Raw genomic sequence first — 24,435 nt, 5'->3', positions numbered from 1 at the left:
GACCACATCATCGTGCGTCTCGGGGAGTCGAGGAAGGCTCGGCCGCGCCCGGCGCGATGCTCCCGGTGGTCAGTCCGGTGCGGGCCAGTTCGGCGGCGCGCGCGGCAACGTCCGCCAGGTGGCGAGCCCGGCGCTCGGCCAATTCCAGCGCCCGGAAGGCCGCGCCGTAGCGGCGCTGGTCCTCTGGGGTCAGCCGCGGAACCGCGGCAGAGCGGCGTCGGTGCGATGGGTGCCGCTGGCGCTCGTGGCCCTCCCGCGGTTGGCCGGACTGTACAGGAAGCCGTTGAGGAAGTCGCTGTCGAGCTGCTCATCGAGAGCTCGGGGGCGCTCCCCACTCAGATCCACCAGTCCGGCGGATGCCAGGTCGGCCAACCGCGCCATGCTGTGCCCCGTGTCCTCGCCGCCCTCGGTGAGCTCGGGCAGGACATTGGGCAGGGAGCCGTGCAGTGTGGCGAGCGCCTCGTCGAACTCGGCGCGCAGTGCCTCGTAGTCACCCAGCAGATCCCCGCTGCGTTCGGCGACATGGCGCTGCGGCGAGAGGTCCACCGTGTCGTCGAGCAGATCGACCAGCGGAAGCGTGGCACTGGGCGCTTGCTCGGGGTCGAGTACGTCGTCGGGGGAGGTACCGGTCAGGTCGACCATGCGCACCTCTCGCACTGCCGGCGTCCGCGGTGAAGGACGGCGTAACACCCACAGGTGCACCGGCTGGGCGTGACCGGTCGCCAACCCAGCCGGCAGGGCGAGCACCTGGGTAAGCAGGCCGCGCCGCACCGCTTCGGAGCGGATGCGCCGCGCGGTGCGTCGGTACGCCGCAGCGGTCGACATCACCACTGCTGCCATGCCGCCCGGCAGGGTATGGGCATAGGCGTGCTGTAGCCATGCCATCTCGCTCTCCGCACGCGGCGGCAGGGCGAGTTCCCAGCGAGGGTCGACGAGCAGTTCCTCTCGCCCCCACTCCGGCGTCGGCGCGGGCGGGTGGCAGATAACGAGTTCGGTGCGCAGCTCCGGCCAGCGGTCCACGCGCAACGCGTCACCGATACGCACCTCGGTCTCCGGTGCGCCTGCGAGCGCGGCGCGGGCACGGGTGAGCCGGGCGGCGGAGCCCACCGCCTCCTGCCCGTAACGCTGGGCGTCCCTGGCGCCGACGCCCAGCAGGAGCGACCCCGTGCCGCAGGCGGGGTCGAAAACCGAGCGGGCGGAACCATCGACGGCGCGGGCGATGACGCGCACCAGACGGAGATCGGTGGTCAGCTCGGTGTCCGCCCGCAGCGGGGAGCGGCCCAGCCGTTCTACGAGCACCTGCACCGCCTGACTCGCGGAGCCCTCCGTGGCCAACTCGCGGGCGTCGGCGGCGGCCTCCTCACCCAGATCCCCGGGGGCGCCGCCGGTGAGCAGCTCCGCGACAGCGGCCACTCCAGCGGCCATGTCCGAGTGGTAGGTGCTGCGCAGCGCGTTCCACAACCGCACATCGGCGGACTCCAGTTCGCCCTTGTGCTGGCGGCCCAGCCACGCGCGAACCTCCGAAAGCCGGAAGCGGGCCACGGTGCCACGGTCGGTGATCGGGGTGGGGAAGTCCTCGTGGCGCCGGCGCCAATTGGACACCGCTGCGCGGGTCACGCCGGCGAGACGGGCGATGTCCGCGGCGCTGACCTGCTGCTCGTACGCGCGCTGGCTGCTCTCGGTCATGTGATCACCGTACACGAACTGTGTGTATAGGGGCGGGAGAGATTCGTTTACTGCGTCAACACCACAGACGGATACGTTAGCCGCTCTTGTGTGAATGCTAGAGCACGAGTATGTTGGCGACGCAAACAGACAACCGGCAGTTCTTTCCGTGAGCGTCGCCACCTGGCGGTGAAAGCTGGGAAGATGGGCATTTAGGGGGAGCCGTAGCCGGGTGACGCCGAGTGCGAGGGACAGTGTCATGGGTGAGGGCAGTGCCATGTCTCAGGAGTGGGTGGCTGGACGCTTCCACCTCGACGGATTCATCGAACGTGGCAACATGGGCGAGGTCCACCGCGCCGAGGACACGAAGGTGGATCCGGAGTCCCCGGACCGCCACGTTGCGGTGAAGCTCCTGTTGCGCCGTCGCTCTGGGATCCCCGTCGACCCCGACGACGTGGCGGTGCGGCGCTTCGCGCGTGAGGTGGAGATCATGCGTCGACTCGTGCATCCCCACATCCCGCGGGTTATCGACGGCGGTGTGGACGAGACCGCCGTAGACCGCAAGCCCTACCTGGCGATGGAGCTGCTGGACGGGCGCACGGTGCGCGACCTCTGCGACGAAGAGCCCCAAGTGCCGGTCTCCTGGGCCGCCGCCCTCGGCGCACAGATCGCCGACGCCCTCTATGCCGCGCATGCCGCGGACATCGTGCACCGTGACCTCAAACCCGCCAACGTGATGATCGCCCGCGGCGGCCGGGCCGTGGTGCTGGACTTCGGGATGGGGCGCATCGTCGATGATCCGGACATCAGCAGCCTCACCAGTACCGATGCCACAGTCGGGACCGCGCGATACATGGCCCCTGAGCAGTTCGCCGGAGCCAAAGTCACGGCCGCGGCCGATCTCTACGCCCTGGGCTGTGTGCTCTACGAGCTACTCACGGGAACGCTCCCCTTTGACGGCGCCACTCCCTATGAGCTGGGACACAAGCACAACAATGACGCCGTGCCCCCGATGGGCCTGCTGCGCGCCGACATCCCGAGTGCGCTCACCCAGCTAGTGGAACAGCTGCTGCGCAAGGAACCCGACCGGCGTCCAGCCAGCGCCGCCGAGGTCCGCGACGCCCTGCGTCCCCTGGCCAAGGGGGAGGGCTCGGTCACCGGCTGGGCAGAGTTCGACCCACGCGCCGAAGTTCCCGAGCCTGCCCCGGCGCCGCTGTTGGACGACACCGCGCCCCAACGCCCGGCCCACGACGCCCCGCGCGGCGTGATGGACGTGTTCAATCTGCACGGCGAGCTCATTAGGGAGTATCGGGAGTTCACCGAGGGCGGTACCGTCATCCGCGACGTCGACATCGCCGAATTCGTGCGGCGAGACCTCGACGACAAATCCCAGTGGCCTGACCCCTGGCTCTCGCTCAACCCCTTCTTCTCCTCCGGGGGCACCGTGCCCGAACTGGTGCAGGAGGGCCTGCTGCACCCCGAGGCGGCCCGCATATTCCAAACGGAGAAGAAGGAGGGCGCCACGCGCTGCGAGGGCCGCCCGTTGACCCTGCACCGCCACCAACGCCAGGCCTTGCAGACCGCCCGCACCGGTGCCTCCTACGTCCTCACCACCGGCACCGGATCCGGCAAATCCTTGGGCTACATCGTGCCGATCGTGGATCGGGTGCTGCGCGAGCGGGAGCGGGCCGGTGGCAAGGCCGAGCGTCGGGTGCGCGCCATCGTGGTCTACCCCATGAACGCCCTGGCGAACAGCCAGCTCAACGAGCTGCGCAAGTTCCTGGAATTCGGCTACGGCCCGGGCCGAGAACCCGTCACCTTCGCTCGCTACACCGGCCAGGAGAGCGAGGAGGCGCGCGAGCGGATACGCAAGAACCCTCCCGACATCCTGCTCACCAACTACGTGATGCTGGAGCTCATGCTCACCCGCCCGCACGAGCGCGACTCGCTCATCGCGATGGCGGGCGGCCTGGACTTCCTGGTGTTCGACGAGCTGCACACCTACCGCGGCCGCCAAGGCGCGGACGTCGCCTTCCTCGCCCGGCGGGTGCGCCAGGCCTGTGCGGCCCCGAACCTGCAGTGCGTGGGCACGTCGGCCACCATGGTCAGTGGTGGTACCCACCAGGCCCAGAAGGAGAAGGTCGCCGAGGTCGCCGGCATGATCTTCGGTACGCCGGTCGAGGCGGACAACGTGATCACCGAGACCGTAGTGCGCGCCACCGCCGACGGCCCCGCACAGGTGCCCCCGGCGCGGATCACCGCCCAGGACGCCCCGCGGAGCTACCACGAGCTGTACCACGACCCGCTGGCCCAATGGATCGAGAGTACTTTTGGCCTGACCACCGACACCGAAGGGCGCCTGGTCCGTCAACGCCCCACCCAGGTAGAGCAGGCCGCCGAGCAGCTCGCCGCCGAGACCGGTGTCGACGCCACGCAGTGCCGGGAAGCGATCCGCCGCACCCTTGAGGCGGGAGCCGAGGCCCTTCACCCAGGCAATGGTCGCCCGTTGTTCGCCTTCCGACTGCACCAGTTCCTGTCCAAGGGCGACACCGTCTTCACCACACTGGAGCCGCCCGGTGAGCGGCCGCTGACCCGCCACTACCAGCTGGAACTTCCCGGCTCTGAGGGCAAGATCCTGCTGCCGCTGGCGTTCTGCCGCGAATGTGGCCAGGAGTATCTGACGGTATGGCGGACCACGACCGCCACGGGCACGGCCTACACATCCCGCCAAAGCGGCCCCGCGGCGGATGCCCCGGAGGGTGGCAAGGAGGGCTACCTATACCTCTCCGCGGACTCCCCGTGGCCGGAGACCCTCAAGGAGGTGCTCGCCAAGGATCGGCTTCCGGACGCCTGGCTGGAGGTCGACGACCACGGCCAAGACAACGTTGCCAAGAACTACCAGGACAACGTGCCGCGCACCGTCACTGTGGACGTGCACGGCCACGAGGGCAAGGGTGACCTGACGGCGGCGTTCGTCCCCTCGCCGTTCCTGTTCTGCCTGCACTGCGGGGTGAGCTACGCGACCAAGCGTGGTAAGGACTTCGCGAAGCTGGCCACCTTGGGCCAGGAGGGCCGCTCCTCGGCCACTTCGCTGATCTCCGAGACCATCGTGCGCGCCCTCAGGCGTGTCCCCGAGGACGCTCTGGGCAAAGAGGCCCGAAAGCTGCTGACGTTCGTGGACAACCGGCAGGATGCCTCGCTGCAGGCCGGGCACTTCAACGACTTCGTTCAAGTCACCCAGTTGCGCGGTGGGCTTTACCGGGCACTCATGGCCGCGGTGGAGGACGGGAGCGATGGCCTCACCGCCGAGCACCTGGCCTCGCGGGTCAGCGACGCGCTGGGCCTAACCCCCGGGGACTACGCGAGGTCCACTGACGGCGAGCTCCCACCTCGCCAGGCGGCCCAGGCGGCCACGGCGCTGCGCGACGTGATCACCTTCCGGCTTTACCTCGACCTCGGCGGCGGCTGGCGGGTCACCATGCCCAACTTGGAACAGACCGGGCTGCTGCGCGTCGACTACGCCGACCTCGACTGGCTCGCTGAGAACGAGCGGTCCTGGGCGGGTACTCACCCCTCGCTGCTCGGCGCCGGGTCGCGGCAGCGGGCCGTCATTCTGCGCGCGCTGCTGGACGAGATGCGCCGCGAGCTGGCCATCGCCACGCCCTACCTCGGCGACGAGAAATTCGAGTCGGTACAGAGCGCGAGCGAGTACCGCCTTAACGAATCATGGGTGGTCCAGGACTCCGAGCGCCCCAAGTTCGTGGCCGCCTATCCGATGGCGTCCACCCAGCGCGCCAAAGTCAACCCCAACGGCCTGTTCTTCTCTGGGCGGCACAAGTTCGCCCAGTACCTCAAGCGGATGCACTTCCGCGAGGCCGGGCTGGGCGCCGAGGATCTGCAGCACATCGTCGCCCAACTGCTGGAAGTCCTCGCCGAGGCCGGTCTGCTGACCCGCACCGCCCACGACCCGCGCGCCGCGCGGCGCCGCTTCCACCGCGGTGAGTCCGTCACCGGCTACCAGGTGGACGCCGGATGCCTCATTTGGAAGGCCGGCGACGGCCTCTTCGGCGCACAAGACCCGCTGACCCGCACCTACGCCAGTGGGGAGGGGCCCGCGGTGAACCAGTTCTTCCGCGACCTCTACCGGGGAGCGGCGGCGTCCCTCGGCGGTCTGTGGGCGCGCGAACACACCGCGCAGGTCACCCCGGACGACCGCGAGACCCGCGAGAAGCTGTTCGGCGAGGCCACGCTGCCGCTGCTGTACTGCTCGCCCACCATGGAGTTGGGCGTGGACATCAAGGACCTCAACGCGGTGCTGATGCGCAACGTGCCGCCCACCCCCGCCAACTATGCCCAGCGCAGCGGTCGGGGCGGGCGCAGCGGCCAGCCGGCCTTGATCACCACATACTGCGCGACCGGCAACAGCCATGACCAGTACTACTTCCGCCACTCCGACCGGATGGTGGCCGGGGCGGTGCAGGCCCCGCGCCTTGAACTGGCCAATGAGGACCTGGTGGCGGCTCACCTGCACGCGCTGTGGCTGGCCGAGACCGGCGTCAAGCTCGGCCGCGCAATACCCGAGGTCATCAGTGTCGACTACGACAAGGCGAAGAGCAGGCCCGAGCCCGCACTGGAACTGCACAGCGACGTTCAGCAGAAGATCGAGCAGGAGGGTGCCCAGCGTCGGGCCTTGATCGCGGCCCACGAGGTGTTCGGCGAGCAGTTGGAGGCGCTGGCCGAGATGCCGTGGTGGGACGACTGCTGGCTGGAGCGGATGGTGCGTGGCGCCCCCAAGGCATTCAACGACGCCTTCGACCGTTGGCGGGAACTGTTCCGCGCCGCGTTGGTGGACCAGGCCGAGCAGAACCGCCGTCGTCTGGACCACAGCCTTTCGGAGCGAGACCGGCAGCGCGCGGCCAACCGACGCCGGGAGGCGGAAACCCAGATCACCCTGCTGCTCAACGAGAGTCAGGACAGCAAGTCCGTGCTCAGCGACTTCAACCCCTATCGCTACCTGGCCAGCGAGGGCTTCCTGCCTGGCTACTCCTTTCCGCGCCTGCCACTGGCCGCCTACATTCCCACTCGCGGGCGCTCCGACGACGGCGACTTCCTGCAACGGCCCCGGTTCGTGGCCATCCGCGAGTTCGGCCCCGGCGCACTCATTTACCACGAGGGCTCGCGCTACCAGGTGACGCGCATCCAGTTGCCGCCGGACTCCAGCGGCGACCTGCACACCGGCCAGGCGACCCGCTGCGAAGACTGCGGGTATCACCACGAACCGAAGGACATCGACACCCAGTGCCGCCTGTGCGGTTCTCCCCTGGGTTCGCCCACCCCGAACCTGCTGCAGTTGCACACCGTGTACACCACCAAGCGGGAAAAGATCTCCTCCGACGAGGAGGAGCGCCGCCGGGCCGGGTTCCGCCTGGCGACCTCCTACCGCTTCGCCGAGCATGGCGGCGGCCGGGTGGGCAGGCAGGACGCCATGGCCCGCGACGGTGCCGACACCCTGGCCACCCTGCACTACGGCGACTCCGCCACAGTGCGTATCACCAACCTCGGCCGGCTGCGGGCCAAGCGCGAGGATCCCGACGGCTTCTGGCTGGACCCCACCACCGGGCGATGGCTGAACGAGAAGCAGGGCCAGGACGCTTCGCACGACCCCGGCGACCTGCCGCTGGTCGAAGGCGGCGACCGTGCGGGTGACGACAAGGCCGGCCACGCCCTGCGCGTCATCCCCTACGTAGAGGACCGGCGCAACATCCTGGTGGTGCACCTGACCGATGCCCTGCCTCGGGAGGAGGCTCTGACCCTGATGTACGCGCTGGAGCGCGGCATCGAGACAGCGTTCGAGCTGGAGGACTCCGAGCTCACCAGCGAGCTGCTACCTCCTGACAAGGGGCCGCGGGATCGGATCCTGTTCACGGAGGCCGCCGAAGGTGGGGCCGGAGTGCTGCGCCGTATCCAACACGACGGCGAAGCCCTGGCCGTCGCCGCCGCCACCGCCCTGGACCTGTGCCACTTCGCTCCCGACGGTGCGGACCTGGGCACTGCGGAGCCCAACCACTGCTCCCGCGGCTGCTACAACTGCCTGCTCACCTACCAGAATCAGATGCACCACCAGGACATCGACCGACGCCGAATCGTGGACCTGTTGCGGCGCCTGGCCGGAGCCGAGACCCTGCCCACGGGGCGTGGTGAGTCACGCACCGACCAGATGCGGCGGCTGAGACGCGCCAGTGAGACCGGACTGGAGAAGCGGTTCGTGAACTGGCTCAAGGAGCACGGCTACCGGATGCCCGACGAGGGGCAGGTCTATCTTCCCGAGGCCCAGGCACGACCGGACTTCGTCTATCGCCTGTCCAACGCCCAGGTCGCGGTGTTCGTGGACGGCCCGGTGCATGAGCACGAACGGGTCGCCGAACGCGACGCCGAGGCGGAGAGACGCCTGTTCCGCAGTGGCTGGCTGGCGATCCGCTTCCCCCACGACGCCGACTGGGCGAGCATCGTCGCCGATTACCAAGACTTCTTCGGCCGCGGCTCCGACCACTGACCATGCGCTCTCTAGAGACCACCGGACACGTTCACCACCGTGCGACGCGGGGCGCGTGGTCACGCTCGAACTCCCGTTGCCATCGCTTCCCCCATCCCCACGACAAGGAGTGACGCACAATGCCCACCTCCTACGCACCCGGATCTCTGGTCTCCGCGCGGGGCCGGGAATGGGTGGTGCTCCCCGAGAGCGCCGAGGAAATGCTCGTGCTGCGCCCCTTGGGTGGGGGTGACGACGACGTCGCCGCCGTCTTCCCAAGCCTGGAGGACGTCGCCGAGGCCTCCTTCGCCTGGCCCACTCCGGAGGATCTGGGCAACGAGCAGGCCGCTGGACTCCTGCGCTCCGCGCTGCGCATCGGCTTCCGCTCCGGGGCCGGCCCCTTCCGCTCCCTGGCCGGGATCGCGGTGCAGCCACGCGCCTACCAGCTCGTGCCGTTGCTCATGGCGCTGCGCCAGCCCACGGTGCGCATGCTGATCAGCGACGACGTGGGCATCGGCAAGACCGTGGAAGCCGGGCTGATCGCCACCGAGCTGCTGGCGCAGGGCGAGGCCCGCAAGCTCGCCGTCCTGTGCAGTCCGGCACTCGCCGAGCAGTGGCAGGAGGAGCTGCGCACCAAGTTCGGCATCGACGCCGAACTCGTGCTCTCCTCCACGGTCTCCAAACTGGAGCGCGGCCTGGATCTCGGCCAGTCCCTGTTCGACAAGCACCGCCACGTCATCGTCTCCACGGACTTCATCAAGTCCACCCGCCACCGTGACGACTTCGTGCGCCACTGCCCGGACCTGGTCATCGTGGACGAGGCACACACCTGCGTCACCGCCGGCGACACCAAAGCGGGCCGCAGCACCCAGAATCAGCTTCGCTACGAGCTGCTGCGGAAGGTGGCGGCCGACGCCGAGCGGCACCTGATGCTGGTCACGGCCACGCCGCACAGCGGCAAGGAGGAGGCATTCCGGGCGCTCCTCGGCCTGGTCAATCCCGAGCTGGCGGATGTTGACCTGGATACCGACGAAGGGCGCCGGCTGCTGGCGCGGCACTTCGTTCAGCGCAAACGCGCCGACGTGCGCCAATACCTCACCCGGACGGGCGATGGTCTGGCCGACGACTCCCTCGCCGAAACCACGTCCTTCCCCCGGGATCGGGAGTTCGCTGACGAGACCTACCGGCTCTCCCCGGAATACAAGGATCTGTTGGGCGATGCCATCGCCTACGCCCGCGAGCGGGTGCATCGGGCGGGCGGCAAGGGAGACCGCGACTACCGGGTGGCCTGGTGGTCGGCCATCGCATTGCTGCGCGCCATGGTCTCTTCGCCGCGGGCCGCCGCGAAGACCCTGACCACCCGCTCGGCTGCGGCCGCCGCCGAAACCGCGGAGGAAGCCGACGCGCTCGGCGCACCAGTGGCCCGGGACGCCGTGGACACCGACACTCTGGAGGGCATGGACACCGCCCACGGCGCGGACCTCGCCGCCGAGGGTGAGCGAGGCGCCACAGAGGACGCCCCGGACGGCCCGCTGGCGGCCCTGGCCCGCCGCGCAGCAGAATTGGAGGGCCCGCAGAAGGACCACAAGCTCGCAGCGCTGATCAAGCACCTCAACGGGCTACTGGACGCGGGCTACAACCCGATCGTCTTCTGCCACTACATCGACACCGCCGAGTACGTCGCCGCCCACCTGGGCGGAGAGCAAGACGGCGGCTCAGCGGAAAAGAGCACCTCAGGCAAGGGCGTCGCCGCGAAGCGAAAGAGCCTGCTGGACAAGGGCGGCGCGAACGGCCGACGCACCACCGTCATGGCCGTCACCGGCAAGCTCTCCCCGCAGCAGCGCGTAGAGCGGATCGAGGAGTTGGCCAAACAGACCGCCGCCGAAGCCGCCGACGATGCGGCGAAAGGCCCTACCCCGCGCCGGGTGCTGGTAGCCACCGACTGCCTTTCCGAAGGTGTGAACCTCCAGCACTACTTCGATGCCGTAGTGCACTACGACCTCGCCTGGAACCCCACCCGCCACGACCAGCGCGAAGGCCGGGTGGACCGCTTCGGCCAGCTCCGGGACCTGGTGCGCGTGGTCACTCTGTACGGCGAGGACAACGGCATCGACGGCAAGGTCCTGGAGGTGCTCATCCGCAAACACCGCCAGATTCGCAAGGACCTGGGCATCGCGGTCTCCGTCCCGGACGAGGCCTCCAGCGGGGTCACGGACGCCATTGTGGAGTGGTTGTTGATGCGTGGTAGCGAGTCCGCCGAACAGGAGTCCCTGTTCGGCTCCGAGGAACTCGCCGCGCTGGACCGCCAGGCGGAGGCCATCGAAACCCAGTGGAAGTCCGCGGCCGAGCGGGAGCGCACCTCCCGCAGCCGCTTCGCCCAGCGTGCTATCCACCCCGAGGAGGTGGCCCGCGAGGTGGCCGCCGTGCGTGACGCCCTGGGCGGGGCGGGGGAGGTGCGCACCTTCACCGAACGCGCCCTGCGCGGACTCGGTGGCCTGCTCACCCCGCTTCCAGACGGCGGCGAGGGGTTCCGCGCCGATCTCTCCGGCACCCCCATCGGGCTGCGGGACGCCGTGGAACCGCTGGCCGGTACCGACGCCACCCGGCCGGGCCGGGGCGTGCGCTTCCGGGACACCGCCGCCGTGGCCCGGGGCGAGGCAGCGCTGGTGCGCACGGACCCGGTGCTGGGCGCGCTCGCCGCCCATGTGCTCGACACCGCGCTGGACACCGCGCCAGACGGGAGGCCGAGCGACGACCGTCGCCCGGCGCGGCGCTGCGGGGTGATCCGTACCGATGCCGTCGACGAGGCCACCACCCTGCTCCTCGTGCGCTACCGATTCCACCTCACCCTGCCCTCCAGGCACGGCACCCGGCAGATGGTCGCCGAGGACGCCCGGTTGCTCGCCTTCACCGGCACCCCCGATCATCCCGAATGGCTGGAGCCGGAGCAGGCGACGGCGCTCCTGGAGGTCTCCGCCACGCAGAACACGGCCCTGGCCATGGCCAAACCGACCATGCGAATGGTGCTCGACGATCTCCCTTCCGCAGAGTCGCACCTGGACGCTCACGGCGAGACACTGGCCACCGAGCTGGCCGACGCCCACCGGCGGGTGCGCATCGCCTCCGACGAGATCCGCCGCGGCCTGCGGGTTCAGGCCCAGAAACCCGCCGACATCCTCGGCGTCTACGTCTACTTGCCCGTCGCCCCCACCGTTGCTGGAGGTGCCGCCTGATGGCCGCCGTCACCCGTACCCAGGTCCTCACCGCGGTGCATACCGAGGGTGGGCTGTTGCCCGCCGACATGCTGCTGCGCATCGCCGAAGGACGACAGAAGGACATATCCGGCGCTAGGCCGTCCGACTACGGGGTTGTGGGCGCCCGCTCGGTCAGCGACGAGGCCGAACGCCGCTGGGACTACCTCAAGGGTGCCTGGCGCGAGCTGCGCAAGAACCTGCCCACCGCCCAGGACGGCACCCCCGCCACCGACTCCGCCGGGGCGGCGCTGCCGCAGTGGGTGGAGCCACTGCTCGGCGAACTGGGCTTCGGCCGCGTGCCACCTGGACCGGCGGACGGGGTGGCGAGCGACGACGGCACCAAGACCTTCGACGTCTCCCACCTGTGGCAGCACGTGCCGATCCACGTCGTGGCCTGGCATACCGAGCTGGACCGGCGGCCGAGCTCGGGAGGTGTTCCGCCACAGTCGTTCGTGCAGGAGCTACTGAACACCTCCACGCCCCGCCTGTGGGCGCTGCTCACCAACGGCCGCCAGGTGCGGCTGCTCCGCGACTCCAGCGCCTTGGCCGGGGCGGCCTACGTCGAGTTCGACCTTGAGGCGATCTTCGACGGCGAACTCTTCAACGAGTTCGTGCTGCTGTTCCGGCTGCTGCACGCCTCCCGCTTCGAGACCGCCCCCGAGCAGCCGGCCTCGGCCTGCTGGCTGGAGACCTGGCGGAGCGAGGCCATCAAGTCCGGCACCCGCGCGCTGGAACAGCTCAGCGAGAGCGTACGCGAGGCCATCACGGTGCTGGGCACCGGCTTCCTGCGCGCCAACCCCGAGTTGCGCCGAGACCTGGACGTCACCGCCTTCCACCGAGCGCTGCTCCGGCTCGTCTACCGGCTGTTGTTCGTGTTCGTGGCCGAGGACCGTGGCGCGCTGCACCCGCCGGGGACCGACGAGCAGGTCAAGGAGCGCTACGCGGCCTACTTCTCCACCGCCCGCCTGCGCCGCCACGCCCGACGTCGCCGCGGCACCGCCCATCGGGACCTGTACCGGGCGTTGCGCCTCGTGCTGGACGCGCTGGGGGAGGTCGAGGGCCGCCCCGAACTGGGGCTGCCAGGACTGGGCGGGCTGTTCGACCGCACCGAGGCCGACACGCCCCTGGACGGGCTGGAGCTTGCCAACGAGCACCTGTTGGCGGCGGTGCGCCACCTCGCCGAGGTCAGGGACAAGGACTCCCGGCGCCAGCGGTCGGTGGACTACCGCAACCTGGACGCCGAAGAGTTGGGCTCCATCTACGAATCCCTCTTGGAGTTGGTGCCCAAGCACAACGCCTCCGACCTCACCTTCGAACTGAAAGTCATCGGCGGCAACGACCGCAAGACCACCGGGTCGTACTACACCCCGACCTCGCTGATCGAGACGCTGCTGGACTCGTCGCTGGATCCGGTGCTGGACGACGCGGTGAAACGTGGACAGGAGAAGGCCACGCGGGCGGGCAACCCGGACGACGCGGATGCCGTAGTGGGCGAGCTGTTGGACCTGAAGGTGTGTGACCCGGCCTGCGGCTCCGGGCACTTCCTGCTGGCGGCGGCCCGAAGGATCGCCAAGCGGGTAGCCGCGGTGCGGGAAGGCAACCCCGAGCCGACCGTGGGCGCGGTGCGGGGGGCACTGCACGAGGTGGCGGCAAGGTGCATCTACGGGGTGGACCTGAACCCCATGGCGGTGGAACTGGCGAAGGTGTCCCTGTGGCTGGAGGCGCTGGAGCCGGGCAAGGCGTTGAACTTCCTGGACGCACACATCAAACAGGGAAACGCACTGATCGGAGCGACGCCGAAGCTGCTGGAGGGGGGCGTTCCGGACGCGGCGTTCATCGCTACCGAGGGGGACGACAAGAAGCGCGCGAAGTACTTGGAAAAGCTCAACGCCAAGGAGCACGGCGGGCAGGAGAGCCTGTTCGACCTCGCCGCGGACACGGTGAAGGTGTCCAACCTGGACTTCGCGCGCGGCCTGCGCCGCATCACCGATGCCACGGCGGACTCGCTGTTGGAGGTGCGCGAGCAGCAGGAGGCCTACGCCGCCTGGCAGGGCTCGGCGGAGTACACGCACGCGCTGCACTTGGCCGATGCCTGGTGCGCGGCATTCATGTGGCTCAAGACCCCGGACGCTCCACGCCCGGTCACCCAAGAGGTGTTCCAAGCACTCAGCGACCCCGAGGGGGCCGGAGCCTCGTCGGAAACCAATGTGGAGATCGTGCGGCTGCGCGAACAATACGACTTCTTCCACTGGCACCTGGAGTTCCCCGAGGTTTTCACCGTCCCGGAAGGCGGAACCGGTACCGAGGAGGACACCGGCTGGGCCGGGGGCTTCGACTGCGTGGTGGGGAACCCGCCGTGGGACAGCGTGGAGCTGAAGGAGCAGGAGTTCTTCGCACTGCGCGACCCGGAGATCGCTGAGATCGGGCGTGCCTCGGAGCGGAAGAAGCGCATCGCGGCACTCAAGGACGACCCGGACAAGCAGTGGCTGTTCCGCGAGCACGCGGCGGCCAAGCGGAAGGTCTACGCGGAGAGCCACTTCCTGCGGCGCTCCGGGCGGGTTCCGCTGACCGGCCAGGGGAACTTGAATCTGTATGCGGTGTTCGCGGAGACGGACCGCGTCTTGCTCAGCGCAAATGGTCGTACGGGGATCATCGTGCCGACGGGAATCGCTACAGATGCGCGCACGCAGTACTTCTTCAAGGACCTTGTGCAGCGGGGTTCGATCGCGGCGCTGTATGACTTCGAGAATCGCAGTGGTTTGTTCCCGGCCGTAGATTCGCGAATGAAGTTCTGCATCCTGGCCCTCGCCGGCCGGGACATGCGCGAGTCCGCGACGCCGTTCGCCTTCTTCCTGCATGATCCCGCCGATCTGGAGACCCCGGACAAGGTGTTCACCCTCACTCCGGAGGAGATCACCCTGGTCAACCCGAACACGGGAACCCTCCCAGTGTTCCGCTCTCGCCGGGATGCGGAGGTCACCCTGGGGATCTACCGGCGGGTTCCGGTCCTGGTGAAGGAGGGGGATCCGGAGGGGAACCCCTGGGGGGTGTCGTTTGCGCAAGGGCTGTTCAACATGTCCCATGACTCCGGGCTCTTCCACGCCCGCGAGGACCTGGAGTCCGACGGCTGGACCCTGCACGGCAACGTCTTCACCAAGGGCGAGCAGCGCATGCTCCCGCTGTACGAGGCGAAGATGGTGGATTTTTATAACCATCGTGCAGCAGACGTTGTAAAGAGTGAAACCGCAACCAAGAGAAAGAATCAGCCGCGTTACCTTCAACATGATGAGCTTCAAGATCCGAATCGCAGGGCTGTTCCCCTGAGCTGGGTTCCCGCTGGGATTCATGAATCGTCAGAGAGTTCCCGGGGGAGAGTCGAAGTTACGGTTGCGTCGCGACTTCAGGCCGTTGGATGGCGTCATCAATGGCTGTTTGGATGGTGTGATGCTACATCAGCCACAAATGAACGGACGTCTATCGCTGCCGTGATACCTCGGGTTGCGGTTGGACACAAATACCTCCTGTCGATTCTCCCCAGGGAGGCAAGCGAAGTTGTAGGTCTATGTGGCTGTCAGGCTTCTTTTGTGTTTGATTATGCGAGTCGTCAAAAAATTGGTGGAACGAGCATGGCGTTTTTTCTGTGGAAGCAGCTTCCAGTGCTGGCTCCACAGAGATTGAAGCTACACGAGGGTTTTATCGCGAGAAGATCTCTCGAGCTCACCTACACCGCCCACGACATGGCCCCCTTTGCTCGAGACCTCGACGACGACGGCCCGCCCTTCCGCTGGGACGAGGAACGCCGCACGATTATGCGCGCCGAGCTGGATGCCCTGTTCTTTCACCTCTACGGCATCGAGCGCGATGACGTGGACTACATCATGGAGACCTTCCCGATCGTCAAGAAGAAGGATGTGGCGGCGCACGGTTCCTACCGCACCAAGGAGCTGATCCTGGAGGTCTACGACCGCATGGCCAAGGTCGGCGTCGGGCAGGACACCCCCCTCGTGGACGGCGAGAACTTCACCTCCGCCCTCACCCCACCCCCCGGCCACGGCCCCCGCCACCCGGCCGCCGAGGGCTGACCGCCCACCGCCCTAAACTGCCCAGCTCAGCACGCACATATTGACAGGAGGGATGCGCATCGCGCTCCTCGGACTCCGCCGCTGGGGAAGGGGGAGTGGGGCCTCGCCCAGTCTCGGAGGTACCCCCCGCTATCCGCGAGAACGTCAGGATCGTCCGTATCGATGGCGCAGCCAGAGCCATGCGGTCGCCGCACTCACCGCCGCCGAGGTCCCGAGTGCTGCCAACGTCGTCCAGTGGGACTGAGCTCTGGGTGAGGTCTTCACTGGCGCCGTCCGCTCGGATCGGGGCTCGGGCAAGGCGTGGAACTCGTCGTCGATGATTCGGTGAAACCGACGCGCTCGGCGGGTTTCGGAGGTGGACAGGCGGATTTCGCGCACGTCGCGCCAGTACTCCCAGCCGATCCGCCCGGCGAGGACCTTTCGCGCCACGGCTCGGATCACCGCCTCGCCCATGGCGCCCGACTCGAAGGCCGACTCCCATTGCGAGAAGATCATGTTGGTGTACATGCGCTGGCGGTCGGCCGTACTCGCGTCGGCGGGGAAGTTGGTGCCCCAGCAGGCGCGGTATGCGGGGTCATCCATGGCCATGCGCAGCAGTTCGCTGTTGGACTCGCGCAGAGCGATCTCTCGGGAGTTGCGCACTTCCCGGAGCTGAAGCACCAAGGTCGCCGCGATACCCAGTAGCGCCAGGCCGGCCAGCAGTGCCGAGGCCGCGCCGTAGGTCTGGCCGACCAGGCTGAGCTGTTCCCAGTCCTGGGCCTGCCCGGTGAACCAGACCAGCGTGAACGGGGAGAGTCCGACCAGAGCGACGGCGAGTACGACCAGCAGCGTCACCACGAGCGGAACATGGAGTCTGCGGCGGCCGGCTCGCCGGAGAACTCTCATACGATCGGGGGCGGAAGCGGAGCGATGTGCTGGTCGTAGAACGCCAGCAAAGGCTCACCTTGGGCATAGAGCTTCGCCACGTCTCGGCGGCAGCCGGCGATCACCTTACGGTCGTCGATCCTCCGGCCGCCCGCCGGGGTGCCGGAGTCATCGTAGAGCACCTCGTACAGCACCCGGTCACCGATGATCACCAGCTCTGGTAGCGGGCGGTGCGCCTCGAACTCCGCCGCCCGCTCGCCGCGCAGCACCCGGATGTCCTGTCCCGCTTCAGCGAGAAGGCGGAGGAACTGTATCTCCCACTGCAGGTAGGGGCTGATGGGGAATTCGACCACACGGATCCGCTGTGTGGCGTAGCCGAGGCGCCGGTACGTGTCGATCATTCCTACGGCGGAGGGGCGATCCTCCTCGTTCAGTTCCAGCGCCCGCTGCCAGTCCCCGGCGGCGAACGCCTCCCAGCTCGGGTCACCCGGCTCCCGGAACGTCTGCGCCCGTTCCAACTTGGCGAAGATGTCACCACCGTGCTCGAACTCCTGTCGGAAGTCACGCAGGTAGGCGTCAAGGTCGAGGTGGACTCCCGGGACGTCCGGTATTTGCTCAAGCATCTGGAATGTCTGGCTTCGCCGCGAGCAGCATGGTGCGGGGGATGATCACCAACCGTTCGTCGTGGCCGACGTTCACGTCGTGGGGGAGACGCCCGCGGTAGGCCTCGGTCAGGTCGCGGCCGACCACGGCGATGTCGCCGTTGCTCAACTCCCAGATGTCCGGGCAGGTCGGATCGCCCTTGGTGTCCCCAAGTTCGAGTGCGGACTTGCCGATCCTCCGCGTGAACTCCGCGGCCGGGTTGGCCTCCCAGGGTCGGGGCATCGCTACCTCCAGGGCGAATCGCTTGTGGGCAGCCTGGGGTTCCCTGACAGCAGCATCGCACAATGGGTGAGAGGCATCCAGAACTTCGTGGGGATGCCAGCCTGGAGGCGGTACGAAGCTCTGCGGCCACCAGAGGGTCGCGACCGCGGGCAGCCATCGGCCCCCGGCAGCCACAGGACGGAACGACCTCAACGCTGTGACGGGGTGTCGACCGTGTGTCGGTTGAACCAGGCTTTCCCCTCTGCGGCGATGCCCTCCAGAATGTGCAGCGTGGTGGTGAATCCCGCCGCGTCGAGGTTGGTCTCGGAGAAGGCGTCCGGGTCCTCCTCCGGCTCGGGAGCAACGCCTTCGCTGTTCGCGACGCCCACGTCCGTGGTTGGGCCGTTGGAGAGGGTCAGTTTCAGTGTGTAGCTGTAGGTGCTCTCCCGAGCAACTTCAATGGAGGAGACGGCGTCGAAGCGGAAGTTGCGCCGTTCCGTCCAGTCGATGTGGGCGCGCTCGAAGTTGAGGTCGGCGCTGAAGTCCCGGACCCCGTCGTGGGTGACGAGGAATAGGCGGATGCTGTATTTGGAGAACCGCCACACCCCGCCACGCCGCCGTGCCTTCTTGCAGCCGGGCGCGTGTGTTTGCAGGAACGTGTGGGCGATGACGTCCTGCCAAGGCAGGCGGTAGAGGTCCAGCGCCTGCGACAGTAGGAGTGTCTTGTCGTAGGTCAGCCAGGCTTCCATCTCTTGTTCGTTGGGGCGCGTGGCGTCCAGCTTGGCCTTCCACCGTTGGTGTTCTGTCTTCCTGGCCGACTGAGCCTGGTCGTGTTCCTCCCTTTCCTCACGCTCGCGTCGTTTCTCGCCAAGGATGTGTGTCCACCACACTGCCGTGTACCATCCCGCAGCCAGTGCGCATACGGCGGCGAGCACGGCCCCCAGCGGGTTCACCGTGAAGGCCGCGGCGATCACGACTGTGGCCGATGCGACAGCGATAGCGGCAGGCAGGAGGCACCAGATCTTGGTCGACGTCGCGACGCTGTACCGGTCGCGATACTCCAGCAGTGTCCCGGCCTGCCAGCGCTGCCGAACATCTCGCGCCATGAAGCGGATTAGCCAGTCCACGCGCCGGACTCCGATCCGGCTCTCGCGGTAGATCTCGACGACCTCATCGCGCAGCAGGCGACGGATCCCGGCGGTTTTGGACAGCCAGTGCTCGCGCCCGAGCCCCTGGGGCAGGTAGGTGCCGAAGTAGTGGGTGAAGGAATGGTCGACCCCGCGGGCGAATCCGCCTTCCGGCGGCTGGGACTCGCGCCCTGCGCTGCGCAACTGTCTGTCCCTGGCTTGCCACCGCTTCGCGCGGTAGTGCCACTCCAGACCCTGCCGCCCCGCGGTGGATCCGGCGGCCAGCAACACCAAGTAGGCCAGGATGGGAGAGGGAGCGGTGTTCAGCAGGACCAGCCAGCCCAGGTAGCCGACCGCCCCCGCGAACAGGCCGGTACATGCGACCGCGTAGACGTAGTGAGCGGTGAAGACTTCGGCTCGGTCCGGTTCACGGGTGCGGGCGGGTATCGGGTCGGCATGGAAATACGCCCACACGCGGTCGAGTCGTTGCGCACCGCACTGTGACTCCTCGGCTTCGCGGCGGGTCTCCTCCCACACGCTGTCCTTCTTGGCGCCGGTCAGAACCAGGTCGAGGTGGCGCAGGATCATCTCGCGTCGACCCGGTGGTAGGGCGTGCAGGTCTTTGATGGCCGCGGCCGTGGCGCCGCTGGAGTCGTTTGGTGAGTAGAGGAGCCGGAAGACCACTTCCAGCGCCGTGCGCCACTCGTCCTCGAGGTAGGTGTGCAGGGCGGCGAACAAGCGTTTTATTTGCTCATGCTCTTCGGAGGTAAGGTCGCGCAGTGTGCGTTTGCTGAGTAGGGCTAGCACCCAGTGGAAGTTGGCTTCTGTGTGATCCAGGCCGTGGTCGATGGCGTCTCGGATCAGCCCTCTGGCCTTACTGGGTGCTCCGGCCTCCAGAGAGCGCAGACCGATCGTGTACTTCTGCTCGGGGGTGGCATCGGGAGGAACGACGTAGATAGTGGAGTTGTGGACGTTCCCGGTTTGAACTCCCACGTTGCTGCCGGGCGCCACAGTGTTGATGGTGGGTGTCGCGGATGCGTTCATGGCGTTCCCTGGGCCGCGGTGATGATGCGGGCGACCCGCGCGGCGAGCTTGGCGACATCGCCGACGAGCCCGCGCAGCCGCTTGAGGGCGAGAATCACCGCGCCGGCGGCCTCGGGCGTGGACTCCTCGAGGGAGGTGCGGGCGGTCTCCACCTCCTGCCGCGCCGCTTGGTAGGTGGCGTCGTCGATCCGATCCGCCGACCGCTCGCTGGCGAGCTCGTCACGGAGCGCGGCCAGCATGGACCGCAGGTCCTCGGGTTCGGAGTGCTGCACACTCTGGCCAACGGAGACGGTGCTGTTGGTGATGTTGCCCGCCTGGAGCCCCACCTGTCCGAAGGCGACATTGGTGGTGCCTTCGCCAGTGCCAGTCGTGTCGTCGTCAGCCATCGCCGTGCCCCTTCGCTTCGTGACGAGTTCCTGTGCCAGCCGCACGGCGAATGCGGCCGCGTTGTGCGCAGCGGCGGGCTGCGAGGTCCGGTCTTCCAGCGCGGTCTTGGTGCCATCTGCCCGGTCGCTGATCCCGCGGACGACGGCGACGGGAGAGCTGTTCAGGTGTCCTGCCTGCGCCACACCCGCGCCCTCCATCTCTATGGCGAGGGCGTCGTTGTAGACCCGCCGGATCCACGCCGCTTCGTGGGAGACGGAAGAGTTCTGGACAATCTCACCCGCGGCGATGGGCCCGAAGTGGACCTTGGGAGGAGGGCCGTCCGCGCCCTCGGCCCAGTCACCGGTGCGGGCCAGATGGGCGGCCAGTTGACCAATGTCGTGGGGGACCTCCCAGACCCGTGGTCGCGCCTTGAGACCGTCGTCCTCGCTGGTACCGCCGTGGTAGGCGTAGACCTGCGTCGCCATGACGACGTCCCCCAAGGCGGTGGTGTCCCACAGCGCGCCGGCGACGCCCACGAAGAGCACGGCCGCCGGAGAGAAGCTCTGGATGGCCCGCTCGACGAGGACCGCGGCGGAGTGATTGCCCTTGCTGGTGAGCCCGAGGGCGACCTGCCCCTCAGTGCCGGGAAGGCCGCCGAGCTCGAACAGCGTTCCCTTCTCGTGTTGGTGGAGCCGCGGATTGGTGAGCCTGCGCCGCACGGCCTCGTATTCGAGGTTGAGCGCGCTGAGCATGACGACCATGGTGCTGCTCATGGGTAGTCTCCCTCGTCGTCCTGTGGAGGACGGATGAGCGGTGGGTGCAGCCGGGTGGATGGGCCAGCGCGAAACAGCCGCGCCGGGCGCCCCTTGGTGGTGCGGCGGTCGGTACCGGCCGGGATGATGAACCCGGAGGCCGCCTGGACCTTGCGGTAGAAGTTGCGGGGGTCCAGTCGGAGCCCCCAGACCGCCTCGTAGACCTGTTGAAGTTCGGCGATGGTGAAGGTGTCTCCACAGAAGGAGGTCGCGAGCGAGGAGCGTTCCATCTTCTCCCGGGCGCGCTTGACTCCGTCGTCGACGATCTGCCGGTGGTCGAAGGCCAACTCCAGATGTCCAGCGAGGACGTCGTGTACCGGCTGCCAGGACGCGGCGACAGCGTCCGTCCCGGCGACCGGCTCGGGCAGCCCCGGAGCGATCGCCAGGTAGGCCACGGAGATAACCCGTCCCCGCGGGTCACGGTCCGGGGTGCCGTAGGTGGCCAGTTGCTCCAAGTACAACCGCGAGGCGTCCAGGTTCGCCTCCTCGCGCAGTTCGCGGTGCGCGGCGGCCTCGACATCCTCTCCGGCGTTGTTGAGAAAGCCCCCGGGCAGAGCCTGGGCACCTGCGTAGGGCTCGATCCCTCGCCGCACGAGCAGAACATGAAGGGCCGATTCGCGCAGGGTGAGGATCACGAGATCGACCGCGATCAGTACGGCTGGTGGCTCCCAGGACTCTTCGGTCATGGTGCCGACCATAATTTCTTGTCAGTTAGACAGGAAGTGACACTTTGCTATCCCCGCACTGATCACCGCTGAGCGAGCGGTCGGTGAGTACTCAGACCGACACGGCCTCGACCCGCGCCCGCCGCCACCTCCAGCACCGACGCGTCGTGACCTCCACCAGTCCCACCGGCATGGACCCGCGCGAAGGCGAGAACGCCCCGCCCGCGATCCCAGGTGACCCCAGATACCGCCGGGGGTTCGCGGCGTCGCACCCATCGCTGGAGCTCGGATCGCTCGCGCTCGGTCACCTCCAGTGCCGAAGCCTCGACTCAGGCGACCGTCCCCGACGACCAGCGGTCAGGTGCCATCGCGAGGCACTGACGGCTGATCCGTCCGGTGTGCGGACAGACCCAGGAGCGCGAGCTACCCCGCGACCATGCTCAACGGGATCAGGACGGCGTAGACGACCATCAACAACGCGCTGGCGGCCAGGCGTAGGGCCATGAGGACGGATCCGGCGATGGCGAGGCGGTAGGCGATCAGGCGGTTGCGTGCGCGTTTGCGGTGGTTGGCGGCGTAGCGGCCGCACAGGATGAGGGCGAGTGCCAGCAGGGCGGCGAACCACCACGACAGGCCGATCTCCCCGGGGAGGACGCCCAGCAGCGCGGTCAGGGCGCCACTGAGGTGCGCGATTCCTGGCGCCTCGACGATGGTGGTGACGATCTGGTCGGCGTTGGCGATCCAGGGCGCGGTGTAGGCGAGGCCCACCGAGAAGAGCAGCGCGGTCCCCAGCGCGTCCAGGAAGCCCAGCATGGCGAGCGGGCGGGTGAAACGGCGGCAGCGCCCGGCCGTCATCGCCCGTTCGATCTGGCGCATCCCGCGGTCGACTCGTCGCTGTTGACGTTCCTGGCGTCGGTGCTCCTTGCGTTGGGACGCGGAGGCGTTGTCGGACGGCGCGGAGTCGTCCCCGGACCCGAGCGCCTCCGGAGTGTTCCCCCGCTGTGTGACGGCGCGGGTGATCCGGGCGCCCAGGGCCTGACGGCGGCGCTGCCAGTCGGCGTTCTGTCGCTCCCGCTCGATCGCACCGGCGCGCGTCGCGCTCGGCAGCAGCAGCACCGCCGTCACCAGTGCGGCGTTGGCCTGGACGGCCGCGGCGTCACTCAGCGAACGGGTGCGTGCGCCCGCGCGGCGCTGTTCGCGCCACCACTCCGCCCGGTGCGCGTGGCTGCGCCGGGTCGGGTGCCAGGACTCCGCGCGCAACGAACGCCGGTAGCGACGCGCCGCGTCCTCGTCCAGGACCAACTCGACCGCCTGCGCCCACGCGGCGTCCCACTCGTGGTCGGCGGGTTCGGTCACCTGCGCGTCCCCGTCGCGCACCAACCGCTCCACCTGTTGCATGGTCTCGGTCATCACCAGGGGGACCTCGTGCTGCACCCGTTCCAGTCGTGCGCAGCGTCCCTGTGTGTCACGGCACTCGGTGTGACCGCACCAGTGGCGGGCGGCGAACGCGAGCGCGCCCAACTCGATCGCCTCACGCAGCGCCGCGTGGCGGCTCCCGTCCCCGGTCGCCAGCGCGAGAACCCCCTCGGCGGTCACCTCGTACCCCCGGTACCGAGGCGGCATCCCGGGGACGAACGCCGCGGCCAGGCTGCTGATCACCAGGTGGGTGCGCTCGGGGTGAGACGCGAGCTGGGTGAGGTTCGCCCGGTCGAAGGTGTAGTCGTTGACCTCGCGGTCCAGCCACGTGCGCAGCGACTGCCAGTGCGACCCCAACCACACCGCGCCCTTGTCGGAGCGGTCCATCAGGTCGAAGGCGAGGCTCGGGGGGTCGTCGTGGTCGACGTCGCCGAACCGCAGCGACCTGTACCGTCGGGGCCGGGCGACGGTGGGTTCCTCGCCGGCGAGCCACTCCATGACCTCCCGATAGCCCCACCGCGCGGTGGGGACCGGGGTCAGTAGGCCGCGGGCCAACAGTCGCCACCGAGGGTCGGTGATCGCGGAGACGTCGACCTCGGAGCTACGGGCGGAGAGCCAGTTCCCCGCCCCCTCCGGGCGGCGGCCGGTCATCATCTCGTGCACCATGATCCCCAGCGACCACCACGCGGCGGGAGCCTCGCGGCGGCCCTCGATGACCTCGGGCGCCGCGTAGGCCTCGGTGACGGCCAGGCCGCCATAGACCCGGCTCATCGTCGCCCGCACCGCGCCCCCGAAGTCGGTGAGCGCGAACACGGGGGAGTCGCCGCGCCGCCGCAGCAGATTCTCCGGCTTGACGTCGGTGTGGTTGTGCTGCAGTTCCTCCTGCCAGTGCCGCAGGCAGGCGGCGAGCGCGGCGACGATGTCGCGCGCGTGGTCCTCCGACAGCGGCGCCTCGTCCAGCACGCCCCGCAACGACCCCTGGTCGAAGAACTCCTGGGCCTCCCACGCCAGGTCCTCACCCCAGGAACTGCGCGCGTAGCCGTAGCCGTCGATGACGGGCGTGTAGGGATCGGTGCCGGGACGGGCGCGGAGCCGGTCCAGGAGTTCCCGGTTGAGGTCGTGGCCGGGCCGGTAGACCTTCAGCGCGACGGGCGTGCCGGCCACACCGACCTTCTCCGGTTCCGCGCGGTAGACGATCGCCTCGCCTCCCGCCCCCACGTGTCCCTGGACGTGGTATTTCTCCCGCAGTTCCGCCGGGATGCTGTGCTCGAGGTCGCTGGCGGGGCCGACGAGGACGCGGGCCACCCCACGGCTGAACCACTCCAGCGGGGCGAACCGGCGCCCGCGACGCTTGGCGGGTTCGGCCCGCTCGGGTTCCTCGACCTGGGGCGCCAGGGTGGTGGTGGCGTTGGGTGACGGCGCCGTGGCGGGGGTGGGAGACGCCGGTTCGGAGTCGGCGAAGACCCGGGTGTGTCCCTGGTCCGCGCCGATGACCTGGGTGACGTGCCGGGTGGGCGCGGCGGGTCCGGATGACCCCCCGACGGTGGACGACGGTGAGGGCGGGCCGAGACGCTCGGTGGGACCGGCCTCTCCCTGGTCGGTTTCCCGATTCTCCTCCCGGTCCGCCGGGGCCGGTTCCTCGTCCACGCCGAATCGTGGCGGCACAGGATCCAGCCTGTGCGTCGGTCCGGTGTGGTCATCCGGATCGGACTGGGCCATCGGTCGTCCTCGGGGCGGGTGACGG

11 protein-coding genes are annotated in these 24,435 nt (G+C 68.7%); 3 read left to right on the top strand and 8 right to left on the bottom strand.

Annotation, left to right across the window (positions count from 1 at the left end):
- Positions 1 to 189 precede the first annotated feature (189 nt).
- Entirely contained in the window at positions 190 to 1,686 is a 1,497-nt protein-coding gene (locus tag J4H86_RS05125) for an N-6 DNA methylase (RefSeq protein WP_330932490.1), read from the bottom strand.
- Positions 1,687 to 1,924: 238 nt separating this feature from the next.
- Here J4H86_RS05125 and J4H86_RS05120 point away from each other — a divergent pair, with 238 nt between their 5' ends.
- The 3 genes from J4H86_RS05120 to J4H86_RS05110 all read left to right on the top strand — a co-directional run bounded on the left by J4H86_RS05120 (position 1,925) and on the right by J4H86_RS05110 (position 15,533).
- Positions 1,925 to 8,218, top strand: coding sequence for a protein kinase domain-containing protein (locus J4H86_RS05120; RefSeq protein WP_236542354.1), 6,294 nt, complete (start codon positions 1,925 to 1,927; stop codon positions 8,216 to 8,218).
- Positions 8,219 to 8,337: 119 nt separating this feature from the next.
- Positions 8,338 to 11,430, top strand: a complete 3,093-nt coding sequence (locus J4H86_RS05115; RefSeq protein ID WP_236542353.1) for a DEAD/DEAH box helicase — start codon at positions 8,338 to 8,340, stop codon at positions 11,428 to 11,430.
- Positions 11,430 to 15,533, top strand: a complete 4,104-nt coding sequence (locus tag J4H86_RS05110; RefSeq protein WP_236542352.1) for an Eco57I restriction-modification methylase domain-containing protein — start codon at positions 11,430 to 11,432, stop codon at positions 15,531 to 15,533. The genes J4H86_RS05115 and J4H86_RS05110 overlap by 1 nt, the downstream gene beginning before the upstream one ends.
- 144 nt (positions 15,534 to 15,677) lie before the next feature.
- Here the strand turns inward: J4H86_RS05110 and J4H86_RS05105 are convergent, their stop codons facing one another.
- The 7 genes from J4H86_RS05105 to J4H86_RS05075 all read right to left on the bottom strand — a co-directional run bounded on the left by J4H86_RS05105 (position 15,678) and on the right by J4H86_RS05075 (position 24,356).
- Complete coding sequence (locus tag J4H86_RS05105; RefSeq protein ID WP_236542351.1) at positions 15,678 to 16,370, bottom strand: DUF6082 family protein; 693 nt, start codon at positions 16,368 to 16,370, stop codon at positions 15,678 to 15,680.
- A gap of 44 nt (positions 16,371 to 16,414) precedes the next feature.
- Positions 16,415 to 17,020: a DUF6879 family protein gene (locus J4H86_RS05100; protein ID WP_236542350.1), complete on the bottom strand. Its 606-nt coding sequence runs from the start codon at positions 17,018 to 17,020 to the stop codon at positions 16,415 to 16,417.
- The gene (locus J4H86_RS05095) at positions 17,013 to 17,282 is read right to left on the bottom strand and encodes a hypothetical protein (protein WP_236542349.1); all 270 of its coding nucleotides are present in this window, start codon (positions 17,280 to 17,282) and stop codon (positions 17,013 to 17,015) included. Before J4H86_RS05095 ends, J4H86_RS05100 begins: the two co-directional genes overlap by 8 nt.
- Before the next feature lie 188 nt (positions 17,283 to 17,470).
- On the bottom strand, positions 17,471 to 19,432 hold the full coding sequence (locus tag J4H86_RS05090; protein WP_236542348.1) for a hypothetical protein: 1,962 nt from the start codon (positions 19,430 to 19,432) through the stop codon (positions 17,471 to 17,473).
- Positions 19,429 to 20,571, bottom strand: coding sequence for a 5'-methylthioadenosine/S-adenosylhomocysteine nucleosidase family protein (locus J4H86_RS05085; RefSeq protein ID WP_236542347.1), 1,143 nt, complete (start codon positions 20,569 to 20,571; stop codon positions 19,429 to 19,431). The genes J4H86_RS05090 and J4H86_RS05085 overlap by 4 nt, the downstream gene beginning before the upstream one ends.
- On the bottom strand, positions 20,568 to 21,296 hold the full coding sequence (locus tag J4H86_RS05080) for an NUDIX hydrolase (protein WP_236542346.1): 729 nt from the start codon (positions 21,294 to 21,296) through the stop codon (positions 20,568 to 20,570). Before J4H86_RS05080 ends, J4H86_RS05085 begins: the two co-directional genes overlap by 4 nt.
- Before the next feature lie 402 nt (positions 21,297 to 21,698).
- Positions 21,699 to 24,356, bottom strand: a complete 2,658-nt coding sequence (locus tag J4H86_RS05075; protein ID WP_236542345.1) for a protein kinase domain-containing protein — start codon at positions 24,354 to 24,356, stop codon at positions 21,699 to 21,701.
- Between the last annotated feature and the right edge of the window lie 79 nt (positions 24,357 to 24,435).

The sequence above is a fragment of the Spiractinospora alimapuensis genome (assembly GCF_018437505.1).
Lineage (GTDB): Bacteria > Actinomycetota > Actinomycetes > Streptosporangiales > Streptosporangiaceae > Spiractinospora > Spiractinospora alimapuensis.
This window is presented reverse-complemented; position numbering and strand designations above follow the sequence as displayed.